Here is a 12,548-nt window from a genome sequence, read left to right on the forward strand (position 1 = left end):
ATTACTCAATTTGAAGGAGATACTCATGAAGCGTTCTGTACTGCTGGGTCTGTTCGTTACTGCCTCGATGATGGCTTCCACCTCGTTCGCCGCTGATAAGCCAGACAGCCTGTGCGATGCCAATTTGAACCAGATCGAAAGTGCCAAGACGCAATATCAGACGTCGCCCGATCTGAATGCGCGCGTTTCAGCCAGTGTGAGTAAAGCCCGGGCCCTCAAGGCACAAGGCAAGACCGACGAATGCCTCATTGAAACCCAGCAAACCCTTCTGGAAATCCAGAAAGGCACGGGTGACACCAAAAAATGACCCTTAGGCTGACCAACTTCTAGGTCAACGTCGTCGGATGGGAGTTTGCTGCGCTGGCCTTTTCATACCAGACGTAAAAAAAACCGAATTCCTGTGTGCCGTCGCGGTCGATCGAACAGGCCCGATTCGAACGCGGCCTGTTACGACCTCGGCATCGCCGCCAGATCGTCCGGCAGCACCGAGACCACCTGCTCTAGGAGAGACCCATGAAGCTTTCTGCAATTGCTGGATTGTTCATCGCTGGTGCCCTGCTGACCTCGCCGGTGTTTGCGGCAGACAAAGACCTTTGCGCCGGGAATCTTCAAACCATAAAAGACTTCGTGACCAGCCAGCCGTCCATTCCTGAAACGTCCATGAACAACGTCAAGGAAGCACAGGAACAAGCGGTAGCGGCCCAGGCAGCCGGCAACGACAAGGAATGCGTTGAGGTCACCTCGTCCCTGATCACCAAGATGCAAATTCGCAATCCGACACGTAACTGATCCGTCACAGGGCCAACCTTCGGGTTGGCCTTCCACGACTGATTGACGTACACTGCGCACGTCTGCTGCTCACTGAGATACAACGAGCAACAGGCACGGGGCCGTTTAGGATTCGACGCCGGTCGCGAAACTTTAGGTGCATGCCGACTTGGTAACAGAAGTCGTAAATCCACTGTTGCAACTACTTATAGTTGCCAATGACGAAAACTACGGCCAGGAATTCTCTCTCGCTGCGTAAGCAGCTTTAGACCTGAGCTTCTGGTACCTTCGGGTCCAGCAATCACCAGGGGATGTCTGTAAACCCAAAGTGATTGTCATATAGAACAGAATCGCCGTGCAGTACGTTGTGGACGAAGCGGCTAAAACTTACACAACTCGCCCAAAGCACCCTGCCCTTCGGGTCGCTGAGGGTTAACTTAATAGAAACGGCTACGCATGTAGTACCGACAGCGGAGTACTGGCGGACGGGGGTTCAAATCCCCCCGGCTCCACCAATTCCAACGACGAAGCCCGCCAAGTGCGGGCTTCGTCGCATCTGGCGTTTGGATAAATGCTTTGCCGCCGCCGTTGGACGGATCCCCGTGACGCACCCTATGCTGCGGACACTGATTTGCTCCGAGGTAACCCATGAAATTTTGTTCGCCGCCGCTCTGACCACGCTGATTTCTCTGAGCGCCCACGCAGCCGACGCCCCCACTGCGCGAGTCGAGCAGATCACCTTCAAAAGCGGCTCCGACAGTGTGCAGCGCAAGCAATCGATCAAGGGCTATCAGACTGCCGAATACAAGTTCGACGCCAAGGCTGGGCAGATTCTGACCGTTGATTTCAAACCTTCCAGCACCTCCGCCTATTTCAACATCGCAGCCAAAGGCTCGGACTACGCGTTGTTCAACGGCTCGATCATGGGCAATCACTTCTTGGGTTCGCTGCCCGCCGACGGCGAGTACACGGTTCAGGTCTACTTGATGCGCAATGCCGCACGACGGGATCAAGTAGCGAATTACGCGCTGTCCGTGAGTCTCGCCGGTGGCGATGCGACAGATAACAAAAAGCCGTTCGACCAGACGCTGCAATTGAACGGCATCATCTTTCATGTCACTACCGAACAGGTTGATGGCAAATCCATGCTGCGCATCACGCCCAGCGGTCTGCAGATCGACAACGCTCCCGTCTCCCGCCCGCTCGGCGGCAATATCGTGCGCGCCGAAGTTGCCGACCTGAATCGCGACGGCTCGCCTGAGGTCTACGCCTTTGTGCGCTCTGCCGGTCGCGGCATGCCGGGCGAACTGATTGCCTACTCGGCCAACAACAAAAAATCCCTGAGTGAAATCTACCTGCCACCGGTCAGCGACAACCCGACATCGGGTGAGGGTTATCAGGGGGAGGATACGTTTGCGGTGGTGGAGAACACGTTGGTCCAGCGCTTTCCCTTGTACGACAGTGCGGATGCAAGCGCGGGACGGACGGGGAAAATCCGCCAGATTCAGTACCGGTTAATGGCGGGTGAGTCCGGGTGGGTTTTACGCGAGGACAAGGTGAGCACTTACTGATTCAGGCACTGCGGGGCGACGGTTCTCCGGTGCAGGCCATCAGGAATTGGCGTCTTAGGAAATTTCCCGCAACACGCGTCGACTTTCATGAACTGGTGGCCACAGCTGCGCAAGGTTAGTCTCCAGCCCTCGTTTCCAACCGGACGTTGGATGACCAACCGGCAGCGCCGGGATCCCGAACTGCATGGAGCCACCGTGATGAAGAAAGACAGCGCAAAGCCTGTTGATGAATTGCCGCAATCCAAACCTGAAACGCTTGAGCTTTCAATCGTTCCAAAGCCTGTGGAAGCAGCACCAGCGGTCCGCGAACAGCGGCGTCAGCGCCTGCCGCTTGATCAGATCCTCAGCGTGCGTACCGACGTCGATCTGCCCACCCTGCTCACCCACGCCTGCGAAATGCTCGCGGCGGTCAATGCGCTGGCCCTGGATTTCGCCGGCGAACTTACCCCACCCCAGCGCCAGAAACTCATGGCGATTCAGCAGTTGACGATGTTGGCGGAGATGCTGGTGCTCAGGGCATGCGAGACCGTCGACCCGTTGAAGCTCGCCACCCGACCGACATCGCCCGTGCGCCACTGAGAATCAGCGAGTGCCTGTTGCCCGAGCCATGCATCAAGATGAACTTATCTTCACCCCTGGTTCAGATTTGGCCGTGTACAGTCCACTCGCTCATTCAAGAAACTACGGTTCGCCCGCTCTCCCGCGGGCTTTTTTTTGCCTGGCGTTCAGTGGCGATTTGTATTTCCAGGCCCGTCGGGCAATTCTGTTGGAGATTCCCAGCCCCCCGGAGCGTCCGATGTCCCTGCTCACCCTGCCCTGCCAACGCCTGACGCTCGCCGTTCTTTCGCCGGATCAAGCCGCGCTGGAAAGCGCTTTCTATCAGCGCAATCAACGCCACCTCGCGCCGTGGTCGCCAATCCGCACCACCGAATATTTCTCCACCGCACAGATTCGCCGTCGTCTGGAAATACAGGCCAGTGCATTCGAAGCAGGGCTGGCGGTGCATCTGGCGCTGCTGACGCCGGACGGTGAGCAGATGATCGGCGCGTGCAATTTCAGCGGCATCATTCGCGGCGCGTTTCAGGCGTGTTATGTGGGCTATCACATTGATCAGGCGCATCAGGGCCAAGGCTTGATGCAAGAAGCACTGGAGGCTGGCATCGGTTACATGTTCGACACGCAGAACCTGCACCGGATCATGGCCAATTACGTTCCCGGTAACGAACGCAGCGCGCGTCTGCTGGAGCGCCTCGGTTTTGAGCAGGAAGGTTACGCCAAGGCCTACCTGAATATCGCCGGGCGCTGGCAGGATCATGTGCTGACGGCGCTGGTCAATCCGGGATTCGAAACGCCGGATCAGCGCTGGTCGCGACGTCTCGCCTGACGTTCACCAATTGTTAAGCAATGGCCATATAAGCTCAGGCTTCCGCTCCTGCCCGGTTGCCTGAAATCATGTCGCGTGCCGCCTGTTCGCTGTTTCTGCTTGCTGCCCTGCTGTTTTTCTTCGCCTTGGGCAACCACCAACTGCAAGGCTCTACCGAGGCCCGGGTCGCGGGCATTGCGATGGAAATGCACCTGGATAATGACTGGGTCACGCCGCGTCTGTTTGGCGAACCGTTCCTGGAAAAACCGCCCTTGAGCCTATGGCTGGACGCTGGTGCCATGCGCCTGTTTGGGGTTTCGCCGTGGGCGGTGCGTCTGGCCTCGGCGGTCGCCGGGCTGCTTAGCGTACTGTTGCTTTACGCGATGTTGCGGCGCTTCGAACGGCCGAAGGCGATTGCCTGGACGGCGGGGATTCTGCTGGCGACCATGGCCAGTTACTGGAGCAACGTGCGCGGAGTCGGTGAAGATGCGCTGCTCGCGCTCGGGGTGACGATGGCGTTGCTGGCGTTTTTTCAGGCGCAACGTGCATCGACCAGCGCCAACAGTCTGCTGTTCATCGCCGGGATCGCCATCGCCACGTTGAGCAAAGGCGTACTCGGTCTGGCGATGCCGGGTGTAGTGATTTTCGCGTATCTGCTGGCCGACAACCTGCTCGATCGGCAATTCAAACTCAGTGCGTGGATACGTCCGGGGGTGTTGACGGCGATCGGCCTGATACCGCTGCTGATCTGGCTCGCCGTGCTGTATCAGCGTGGTGGCGCGCAAGCGGTCAGCGAAGTGTTGCTGACCAACAGTGTCGGGCGTTTCAGCGGCTCGTTCGTCGAGGCCGGGCATTACGAGCCCTTCTATTACTACCTGGCCAAACTGCCGCAAGCGTTTCTGCCGTGGAACATCCTGGTGTATCTGGGACTGTGGCACTTTCGCAAAGACCTGCGCGCCAACCGCTATCTGCTGTTTTTCAGCCTGTGGATAATTGCGCAGTTCGTGATGCTGACCCTCGCTTCCAGCAAACGCACGGGTTACCTGATGTCGATGACGCCCGCAGCCGCTGTCATCGCAGCGGAATATGCCGGGGTGCTGTTCAAGAAGTTGAAAGCTTACGAAAAAGGTTTCAGCGGATGGATTGCGCGCCATCGGCAGACGCTGGCAATCAGCATTCTGGCGCTGGTGATCGGCAGTTACCTGGCCGCCGCGCAGTGGGCATTGCCGCACGCGGACCGCAAACTGTCGTTCGTGCCGCTGACTGAACAGATTCAAGCGCTGCAAGCCAACGGTCATCAGGTCGCGCTGTTCCAGGCCAATGAGCGCGTGGGCGGCGCCAGCGTGTTCTATACGCAGAGCGTGCTGAAGGGTCTGGATACCGCGGCGCAGTTACGCGACTTTCTCGCTGCATCCGCTAACAACGTGGCGGTGATCTCTGGGGATCAACCGCCCGCCGCGCCGCTAAAGATAATCAAGACAATGAAGGTGGGGCGTCAGGCGTATTACTTTGTGAACCTGTAAGCGCAGCTTGCTTGCGCTGAAGCACCGGCAGATCCAGCCGTGCTCGCCCGTAAAACGCCAGCGCAGTCAGCAAACACGCCAGCCAGACAAAGATTCCGGCCCAGAACGTGTGGGACATGTAATGCCAGCCCTGTAGGACCCGGGTGGTGCCATAGACGAAACCGAGCAGCAGCGAGCCCCACAACACAGCGTTGGAGAAGCGCCACTGATAACGCCGCGCCACGAAATACAGCGCGAGCATGGTGAACCCGCCGGAAGCATGTCCGCCCGGCCAGCAACGACCATCACCAGCCTCGTGGAACAACTGGAAGTTTTCATACCACTCGATGCGGGCCATTTTGCCGCCGTACAACGTGGTTTCAATCGGGCAATACACGCTGGTGTGGGCCTTGAGGAAATGGATCACTCCGGTACAAATCGCGAACGCCACCACCACGAAGACAAAGTCGCGTCGATGCTCGGCAGCAAAGCGCAGCACTGGCGCAACGTTGCTGCGCTGAAGAAAACCGCCCAGCCGTGGATGCTTCTCCGGCTTCACCAAAGGCCAGAGAAACGACAGTAGCGCGCCGATCAAGGCGATTTCCGCTGTCCAGTTCGGAATGATCCGCGCCCACTTGTGGGTCAGTTGCTCGAAGAAATGAATCTTGTCCAGCGGGAAGGTGTGGGTCAGCGGGTCGTACAACAAGTTGCTGAAGGCGATATCGATGTTGGTCCTGTCGAACATGAAAAACACCAGCGCCGCACAGATCAGCGGGATACCGAAGTTGTACGCGTAAAAACGAGAGTTCATTGGGCGCTCACCGTGCGCCAGTCAGAGGCTTCGATAAAGCCGAGCATCTTTGGAGCCGCCGGGCTTGCAGCGGAAACAAACAGTGAGGCGCCGTAACCGACATCGACGATCGGGACTTTCAGATCTTTTGCCAGTTGCGCCATGCATTCGCTGTGGGTCACCAGCACCAGGTTGCGGCCGGGAATCTTGTGCGCGAGGGCTTCCTGCAACATGCGGCCCTTGCAACTGATCAGCCAGTCTTCGTTGGCGACCTTGTTGAACATGTACCCCGCGGTCTGCACGGTGCGCACCATCGGGCTGTTATAGATGTCGACGTTACTCAGCCCCAGTTGCTCAAACTGCGCGCCGACACTCACGGCAACGCTGCGCGAACGGTCAGTGATGCCATCGTCGCCGCTCAGGCAAGGTGCTTTGGAGTGATCGCAGCGTTCGACATGGCGTACCAGCGCGATCATCTCGCCCCTAGCCCAGCCATCCTTCAACGCCTGCGCACCCTTGATGTTGCCGTGGGCCAGGTCAGGCACCGCCGCCGGTGCCAGCAGCCACAGGGTCAGCGGGATCACCAGCACCGAGGCTGCCAGCACTACCCAGGTGTTGCGAAACCGCGCCAGCCCGCGCAGATCGATCGAGCGTTTTACGCCGAACAGACTCAGTCTCAATTCCACATCAAGCCGCCTCACCGGCATACATCACGTTCATTTGATGCCGCGAGGGTAGCGACCGGCGCGTGTGCAGCCGGTGAAACCCATGTGAAAAAAGTCTTGAGGCAGCTTAGGCAAAGCTTGTTACAGAATTTGTCCGACAAAAAACCTTTCAGCTCTCGCAAACACGGCCGATACAGACCTGCTAACACCCTTGCTGGCTCGAAAAAAACAACAATCTTCCAGCCCAACTGACGATCAAGAAGCACAACGTTTCTGGAGGAATTGTGATGAATAGCTGGTTCGGCAACATCAGCGTGAACCTTAAACTCGGCCTGGGTTTCGGCCTGGTTCTGGCACTGACCTGCGTCCTGGCCCTGACTGGCTGGACCAGCCTCGGTGGCCTGATTGACCGCAGCAACTGGATGAGCGACATCACCCAGCTCAATGCCGGTCTGACCAAATTGCGCGTGGTGCGCCTGCAATACATGCTGACCAACGGCGACGAAACCGCCGCACAGAATGTGCAGACCACCCTCGACGGCTTCGCCGCGCAACAGCAAGCGCTGATCAACAACTTCAAAAGCCCGGAGAACGTCAAACTGCTCAAGCAGCAGGCGGCAACCATCGCCGAGTACCAGACGTCGCTGAACAAAATGCGCAATGCCTACCGCACCGGCAACAGCGCACGCGACACCATGAGCGTCAACGCTGACACCGCCTACAAACTGATCGAGTCGATCAGCGCACGCGTGCAGCAGATGGACATGAGCGAACAGCGTTTCGAACAGTTCCAGGCCATCACTGCAGCCAAGGAAGCGTTCATCCTCGCGCGCTACGAAGTGCGCGGCTACACCGCCACCACCAATGCCGAAACCGAGCAGAGAGCGGTCGGCCAACTGGACGCGGCAATCGCCAGCCTCAAACCGCTGAACGTGCATTTCGCCGCCACCCAGCAAGACGCATTGCGTCAGCTGGAGACCGCACTGGTCAACTACCGCAGCGCGCTGCAGGCGTTCAAGAACGCCAACACCGAAGCGGTGCAGGCGCGCAAGGAAATGACCGATCAAGGCGCGACCATTGTCGCCTTGAGCGAGCAGCTGTATCAGATTCAGCTTGATCGTCGCGACGTGGAAAGTGCCCAAGCCCGGACTTTCCAGTTGATCAGCACGCTGCTGGCGCTACTGGTTGGCGTGATCGCTGCGGTGATCATCACCCGTCAGATCACCCGTCCGTTGCGTGAAACCATGGCCGTGGTCGAGCGCATCGCCAGCGGTGATCTGAGCCACAACGTGGTTGTCACGCGTCGTGATGAACTCGGCGTGTTGCAACAAGGCATTGCGCGCATGGGCGTAACCCTGCGTGACCTGATCAGCGGCATCCGCGACGGCGTGACCCAGATCGCCAGCGCCGCTGAAGAACTGTCAGCCGTTACCGAGCAGACCAGTGCCGGCGTCAACAGCCAGAAGATCGAGACCGATCAGGTGGCCACCGCGATGCACGAGATGACTGCCACCGTGCAGGAAGTTGCGCGCAACGCCGAAGAAGCCTCGCAAGCTGCAGCCGCCGCCGATGGCGAAGCCCGCGAAGGTGACAAAGTGGTCAACGAAGCCATCGCCCAGATCGAACGTCTGGCCAGCGAAGTGGCGCGTTCCACCGAAGCCATGGCCGTGCTGCAACAGGAAAGCGACAAGATCGGCAGCGTCATGGACGTGATCAAAGCCGTCGCCGAACAGACCAACCTGCTGGCGCTCAACGCCGCGATCGAAGCCGCACGTGCCGGTGAAGCCGGCCGTGGTTTCGCGGTAGTCGCCGACGAAGTGCGTGGCCTGGCCCAGCGCACACAGAAATCCACCGAAGAAATCGAAGGCCTGGTGGCCGGTCTGCAAAACGGTACACAACAAGTCTCCGCCGTGATGAACAACAGCCGCGCCCTGACCGACAGCAGCGTCGCGCTGACGCGCAAAGCTGGCGTATCCCTGGAAAACATCACCCGCACGGTGTCGAACATCCAGTCGATGAACCAGCAGATCGCCGCTGCTGCTGAACAGCAAAGCGCTGTAGCTGAAGAGATCAGCCGCAGCATCATCAACGTGCGCGACGTGTCTGAACAGACTGCGGCGGCGAGTGATGAGACGGCAGCGTCGAGCGTTGAACTGGCGCGGTTGGGTGGGCAGTTGCAGCAGATGGTGAGTCATTTCCGCGTTTAACTTTCTATCAACGTTGAAGCGCAAATCGAATCGCGGGCAAGCCCGCTCCCACAGGGATCGAGTCGGGCACAGATGTTGTGTTCGACACATAACCTGTGGGGGCGGCGGTGCGACGATTCGACTTGCCCGCGATTGCGGTCTGACTGAAGAAAATATTTTGAAGCCCGATGGAGACAGCGGGCTTTTTTGTGTGCGGAGTAATCAGCCGCTGAATTGCTCTGTGCGTGCTGGCAGATCCAGTTCGACACCACCCATGGCGCCGAACCGATTGCTGATCCGAGTACCTAGCCCACCGAAGCGATCATCCGTCGCCAGCGCTCGCTCCAAAATCAGTCGCGCCTCTTCCTCCATGGAATGACCGCTATCGGCGGCAGCAATGCGCAGTTGTTCTTTGATCTGCTCGTCGAGTCGAATCGTGATGCTGGTCATGAAGCCTCTTGCGATCGGTGAAATGAGTGATCGCAGACTAGCAAATCATGCCGAAGGTCTCTTGCCTGATCATGCACGCCGGATGGATTTAGCCGGCGCTTTTTCCAGCATGTTGTAAGTTGCTAAACATGGCGTGTAGACACTGTTTAGCGACACGTCGTGATACGTCCACAAGCCCACAAAACCTTGCGCCTTTGCCTACAGCTACGCCAGAATCCGCCGGCTTGTGCGTCTTGGGCGGGCTGGGTAATTTGGTTGCTTCACTGATTCCCAGTGATCGAGCTTAGCGGCTCGGGTTGTTCTCAGTGCACAAGTCTTATCTAGTCAGACATACGTCTGCGCTCGATGGTGGCTGTGCGCATGGCACCCTCGGGTGCACCGGGTTCTGAGAGCTTACCGGTCCGCTAACTTGCGCACAGCCGCCACCCATTCGCTTAGCGGCGAGATGGAAGCGGCCTCATTAGAGGTAAGCTCATCATGTTCAAAGTAACGCCAAATCCACCGATCACCGAACCAACATCCATCCCCGATCCCGCATCCCCCTACGAATGCCCCGGCTCGAAGAAATTCAACGAAGCCGCAGACCGCGCGCTCGACTACCACTTGGGCCCATTAGCCGCGCACATGATGGCCGCGCCCTACTACACCAATCGCCTATACATGGCCAACCCCAAGTCCAGCAATGAAGCCTTGTTGGTCGACGCCAGCGAAACCCTCGGCTCGGCCAACGTCATGCTCAGCGACTTCGCCGCGCTGCTTCAAGGCACGCACCGCAAGACTTTGTTAGGCATTGCGCAGATCGTGATGTTGGGAGAGTTGGCGGTTAATCAGGTGCTGGATAATTTGGTTCCGACTGAGTGACACCAAGCTGTGGCGAAGGGTAGCCCTCGCCACAGCAGTCGAACAACCTCTCACTACCGGCGCCCGATAACGGAATAATCCAAATCCTCTTCAATCCGCAGAATCTGATTGTATTTCGCAGGCTTTGCGGCTCTTGTTAGTTGAACATTCCAACTTACAAGGGCGGTTGTATCGCCTGCCTTGCGGGTGATACCAGTAATTTCTTCTCCGAACGTATCTCTTAACACGCCAAGAATTTCTTCATTGGTTGCCAGTGCTGGTAGGTTTATTGCTAATGTAGTTGGCATAGCAGTGCTTCCAAGTCGAAAGTATTCAAGAAACAAAAAACAATATAGCGAACCCGTAATTTGCCACTTCACGCAACTCAAAAACCACTGTCACAAATGACAGTTTTTTATGACAATTCGCAATATAGGTATCTCGAAACTACGAATAACCTTTGATTCAATATTGAAAAAAACTTCCGCACTGAATCCAGATTTGATCGACAAATTTTTTCGGAATTAACACCGCAGGTCTTCCAGCCAGCCGAAGTGGGGAATCAGAAAGTTTCAGCCTCGTATTCATACACTCGATCAGCAATCAACTCAGCAATGTGCGCGGCCGCGTGATCTTCGCTGTCTGCGTGAGAGTAGAGCTCATCGATCAGCGCCATTCGCACCTGCAAGTCGTCGTTTTTAATACGGTCATTACAGGCCGACAATATTTGTGGCGAAGTAACAATCTGATCGTTGAAATCATCAAGCATCGGTGAAATATCAGCTATTGAGGAATGCAGCACTGCAGGTTCGGCTTTAGTGCGATTCATGTTTTCGGCCCTGATCTTAATTGAGGACGAAATTTATCTCGGATGCAGAGTTCTGGGGTGCAGATAGTTCGTCACACTTTGTTGCGCCATTCATTGGGACTGAGTGATCGACGGTGTGGCTAGGACACGACGGATACCGCCAAGAGCCCCCCCTCACCCCAACCCTCTCCCCCAAGGGGGCGAGGGGGAAAGGGAGCCGATTTGTATGCAGTCAGCGAGTTCCGCACTACGGCAATACCGCCGCGCCCGCAAATCGTGGACTTTACTCAAGGTTTCAAATTACCTTCAGAGCATTCCCCCGCCCCGCTGGCCTTCACCCAGAGAACCCGATCATGCAATCGCTCGGCTTCACCTCCGTCCCCCCGCTGCTCAAATACCTGCGCCACGCCGAGCATCTCGGTATGGCGATCGAGCCTGCGTTAGCGGCGGCCGGGTTGCAGGCGCAGCAGTTGAGCGACAACAGCTTGCGCTTGCCGGGTGAGGCGCATGAGCGGTTGCTGGATTACTTTTGCGAGCACTCGGGCGATCCACTGTTCGGTCTGAATGCCGCGCGTTATGTGCTGCCGAACTCGTGGAGCGTGCTCGGTTACATCACTATGAATTGCGCGACGCTTGGCGATGCGATGAGCCGGATCATGCCGTTCGAGAAGCTGGTGGGCGACATGGGCGTCAGCCGCGTCGAGGTGCATGAAAACCACGTGCATCTGATCTGGAGTTGCCGTTATCAGCGCCCGCGCATTCGCCGGCATCTGGTGGAAAACGTGCTCGGTTCCTGGCTGCACTATGCGCGCTGGATTGCCGACACCCAACTCGCGCCGGCCAGCGTATGGCTGGAACATCCGCGCCCAACCGACACTACGCAGGAACAGTACGAGCAGTTCTTCGATTGTCCGGTGCTGTTCGATCAGTCTTATTCGGCGTTGATTGTGCCGCTGGCGTATCTGCAATTACCGCTGCGCCAGGCCGATGCGCAATTGCTGCGCACGCTGGAGGAACACGCGATGGGCTTGATGGCGACGCTGGAGGATGCGTCGCTGCAGCAGCGGGTGAAAAGTATTCTGCGGCAGTTGCTCAAGGAAGGTCTGCCGCGCAAGGAGCAAGTAGCCGAGCAACTCGCTGTGTCGGTGCGCACGTTGCAACGGCAACTGCATCTGGCGGGCACGTCGTATCAGCAGATTCTGGATAATTTGCGGCAGGAGTTGGCTGAGCATTATTTGCTCAATAGCACGTTGCCGATTCAGGATATTGCGCAGTATTTGGGCTTTAGCGAACCGCGCTCGTTTCATCGAACTTTCAAGAGTCGACGGGGGATGCCACCGGGGGAGTTTCGGCAGATGCATCGGGTGGGTGGTGGATGAGTGGGTTGCGGGGATTTTTGTTTGGATTGGGATTTTTTGCCCTCACCCCAGCCCTCTCCCGGGGGAGAGGGGGCCGACCGAGGTGTCTGGCGTTGTACATCGACCTGTGCAGTGGTCTAATTTCCCCGGACACCCCGATAGGTGGAAAATGCATCTATCGAGGAGTTATTCATGACCAAAAAACGCAGGGCATTCGACGACAGCTTCAAGCTGCAAGTCGTGAAGA

At 57.5% G+C, this 12,548-nt stretch carries 14 protein-coding genes, 1 other RNA gene and 1 pseudogene; 11 read left to right on the top strand and 5 right to left on the bottom strand.

Annotation, left to right across the window (positions count from 1 at the left end; genetic code table 11):
* The first annotated feature begins 25 nt into the window (after positions 1–25).
* From ACP7EE_RS17980 to ACP7EE_RS18010, 7 genes are all read left to right on the top strand, one after another.
* Positions 26–307 (top strand): hypothetical protein, encoded by a 282-nt coding sequence (locus tag ACP7EE_RS17980; protein WP_420647534.1) that lies wholly within the window; start codon positions 26–28, stop codon positions 305–307.
* Between the two features lie 206 nt (positions 308–513).
* Positions 514–789: a hypothetical protein gene (locus ACP7EE_RS17985; protein ID WP_420647533.1), complete on the top strand. Its 276-nt coding sequence runs from the start codon at positions 514–516 to the stop codon at positions 787–789.
* Between the two features lie 97 nt (positions 790–886).
* Positions 887–1,283: a transfer-messenger RNA gene (ssrA, locus tag ACP7EE_RS17990) on the top strand.
* Between the two features lie 99 nt (positions 1,284–1,382).
* A complete protein-coding gene (locus ACP7EE_RS17995; RefSeq protein WP_426235635.1) occupies positions 1,383–2,339 on the top strand; it encodes a hypothetical protein in 957 nt (318 codons plus the stop codon).
* A gap of 150 nt (positions 2,340–2,489) precedes the next feature.
* Entirely contained in the window at positions 2,490–2,918 is a 429-nt protein-coding gene (locus ACP7EE_RS18000) for a DUF6124 family protein (RefSeq protein ID WP_426202670.1), read from the top strand.
* Positions 2,919–3,135: 217 nt separating this feature from the next.
* A complete protein-coding gene (gene rimJ / locus ACP7EE_RS18005; protein ID WP_426235637.1) occupies positions 3,136–3,723 on the top strand; it encodes a ribosomal protein S5-alanine N-acetyltransferase in 588 nt (195 codons plus the stop codon).
* 68 nt (positions 3,724–3,791) lie between these two features.
* Positions 3,792–5,225 carry an ArnT family glycosyltransferase gene (locus ACP7EE_RS18010; protein ID WP_426235639.1) on the top strand — a complete coding sequence of 478 codons (1,434 nt, stop codon included), beginning with the start codon at positions 3,792–3,794 and terminating at the stop codon, positions 5,223–5,225.
* On the opposite strand, the gene ACP7EE_RS18015 is transcribed toward ACP7EE_RS18010, so the two are convergent.
* Both ACP7EE_RS18015 and ACP7EE_RS18020 read right to left on the bottom strand, forming a co-directional pair.
* Complete coding sequence (locus tag ACP7EE_RS18015) at positions 5,176–6,015, bottom strand: phosphatase PAP2 family protein (protein WP_426235641.1); 840 nt, start codon at positions 6,013–6,015, stop codon at positions 5,176–5,178. The genes ACP7EE_RS18010 and ACP7EE_RS18015 overlap by 50 nt on opposite strands.
* Positions 6,012–6,680 carry a histidine phosphatase family protein gene (locus ACP7EE_RS18020; protein WP_426235643.1) on the bottom strand — a complete coding sequence of 223 codons (669 nt, stop codon included), beginning with the start codon at positions 6,678–6,680 and terminating at the stop codon, positions 6,012–6,014. Before ACP7EE_RS18020 ends, ACP7EE_RS18015 begins: the two co-directional genes overlap by 4 nt.
* A gap of 401 nt (positions 6,681–7,081) precedes the next feature.
* On the opposite strand from ACP7EE_RS18020, the pseudogene ACP7EE_RS18025 reads away from it, so the two are divergent.
* Positions 7,082–7,960 (top strand): annotated as a pseudogene (locus tag ACP7EE_RS18025) (methyl-accepting chemotaxis protein); the annotation flags it as partial.
* Positions 7,961–8,161: 201 nt separating this feature from the next.
* A complete protein-coding gene (locus ACP7EE_RS18030; RefSeq protein WP_426235663.1) occupies positions 8,162–8,866 on the top strand; it encodes a methyl-accepting chemotaxis protein in 705 nt (234 codons plus the stop codon).
* Between the two features lie 201 nt (positions 8,867–9,067).
* Here the strand turns inward: ACP7EE_RS18030 and ACP7EE_RS18035 are convergent, their stop codons facing one another.
* Positions 9,068–9,295, bottom strand: coding sequence for a FitA-like ribbon-helix-helix domain-containing protein (locus ACP7EE_RS18035; RefSeq protein ID WP_426235645.1), 228 nt, complete (start codon positions 9,293–9,295; stop codon positions 9,068–9,070).
* 477 nt (positions 9,296–9,772) lie between these two features.
* Here ACP7EE_RS18035 and ACP7EE_RS18040 point away from each other — a divergent pair, with 477 nt between their 5' ends.
* Entirely contained in the window at positions 9,773–10,156 is a 384-nt protein-coding gene (locus ACP7EE_RS18040; protein ID WP_426235647.1) for a DUF6124 family protein, read from the top strand.
* A 53-nt stretch (positions 10,157–10,209) separates the two neighbouring features.
* Here ACP7EE_RS18040 and ACP7EE_RS18045 read toward each other — a convergent pair whose 3' ends face one another.
* Positions 10,210–10,443, bottom strand: coding sequence for a hypothetical protein (locus tag ACP7EE_RS18045; RefSeq protein WP_426235649.1), 234 nt, complete (start codon positions 10,441–10,443; stop codon positions 10,210–10,212).
* Between the two features lie 254 nt (positions 10,444–10,697).
* The gene (locus tag ACP7EE_RS18050; RefSeq protein ID WP_426235650.1) at positions 10,698–10,964 is read right to left on the bottom strand and encodes a hypothetical protein; all 267 of its coding nucleotides are present in this window, start codon (positions 10,962–10,964) and stop codon (positions 10,698–10,700) included.
* Positions 10,965–11,296: 332 nt separating this feature from the next.
* Between ACP7EE_RS18050 and ACP7EE_RS18055 the strand changes: the two genes are divergently transcribed.
* On the top strand, positions 11,297–12,322 hold the full coding sequence (locus ACP7EE_RS18055) for an AraC family transcriptional regulator (RefSeq protein ID WP_426235652.1): 1,026 nt from the start codon (positions 11,297–11,299) through the stop codon (positions 12,320–12,322).
* Positions 12,323–12,548: the final 226 nt, after the last annotated feature.

Origin of the sequence: Pseudomonas sp. TWP3-2 (genome assembly GCF_049897765.1) — a bacterium.
Lineage (GTDB): Bacteria > Pseudomonadota > Gammaproteobacteria > Pseudomonadales > Pseudomonadaceae > Aquipseudomonas.

What these genes read in the sequence shown, in the direction of transcription:
- ACP7EE_RS17980 (WP_420647534.1), top strand. Translation starts at nt 26, where the DNA reads ATGAAGCGTTCTGTACTGCTGGGTCTGTTCGTTACTGCCTCGATGATG.
- ACP7EE_RS17985 (WP_420647533.1), top strand. Translation starts at nt 514, where the DNA reads ATGAAGCTTTCTGCAATTGCTGGATTGTTCATCGCTGGTGCCCTGCTG.
- ACP7EE_RS17995 (WP_426235635.1), top strand. Translation starts at nt 1,383, where the DNA reads ATGCTGCGGACACTGATTTGCTCCGAGGTAACCCATGAAATTTTGTTC.
- ACP7EE_RS18000 (WP_426202670.1), top strand. Translation starts at nt 2,490, where the DNA reads ATGACCAACCGGCAGCGCCGGGATCCCGAACTGCATGGAGCCACCGTG.
- rimJ (WP_426235637.1), top strand. Translation starts at nt 3,136, where the DNA reads ATGTCCCTGCTCACCCTGCCCTGCCAACGCCTGACGCTCGCCGTTCTT.
- ACP7EE_RS18010 (WP_426235639.1), top strand. Translation starts at nt 3,792, where the DNA reads ATGTCGCGTGCCGCCTGTTCGCTGTTTCTGCTTGCTGCCCTGCTGTTT.
- ACP7EE_RS18015 (WP_426235641.1), bottom strand. Translation starts at nt 6,015, where the DNA reads ATGAACTCTCGTTTTTACGCGTACAACTTCGGTATCCCGCTGATCTGT.
- ACP7EE_RS18030 (WP_426235663.1), top strand. Translation starts at nt 8,162, where the DNA reads ATGACTGCCACCGTGCAGGAAGTTGCGCGCAACGCCGAAGAAGCCTCG.
- ACP7EE_RS18035 (WP_426235645.1), bottom strand. Translation starts at nt 9,295, where the DNA reads ATGACCAGCATCACGATTCGACTCGACGAGCAGATCAAAGAACAACTG.
- ACP7EE_RS18040 (WP_426235647.1), top strand. Translation starts at nt 9,773, where the DNA reads ATGTTCAAAGTAACGCCAAATCCACCGATCACCGAACCAACATCCATC.
- ACP7EE_RS18045 (WP_426235649.1), bottom strand. Translation starts at nt 10,443, where the DNA reads ATGCCAACTACATTAGCAATAAACCTACCAGCACTGGCAACCAATGAA.
- ACP7EE_RS18050 (WP_426235650.1), bottom strand. Translation starts at nt 10,964, where the DNA reads ATGAATCGCACTAAAGCCGAACCTGCAGTGCTGCATTCCTCAATAGCT.
- ACP7EE_RS18055 (WP_426235652.1), top strand. Translation starts at nt 11,297, where the DNA reads ATGCAATCGCTCGGCTTCACCTCCGTCCCCCCGCTGCTCAAATACCTG.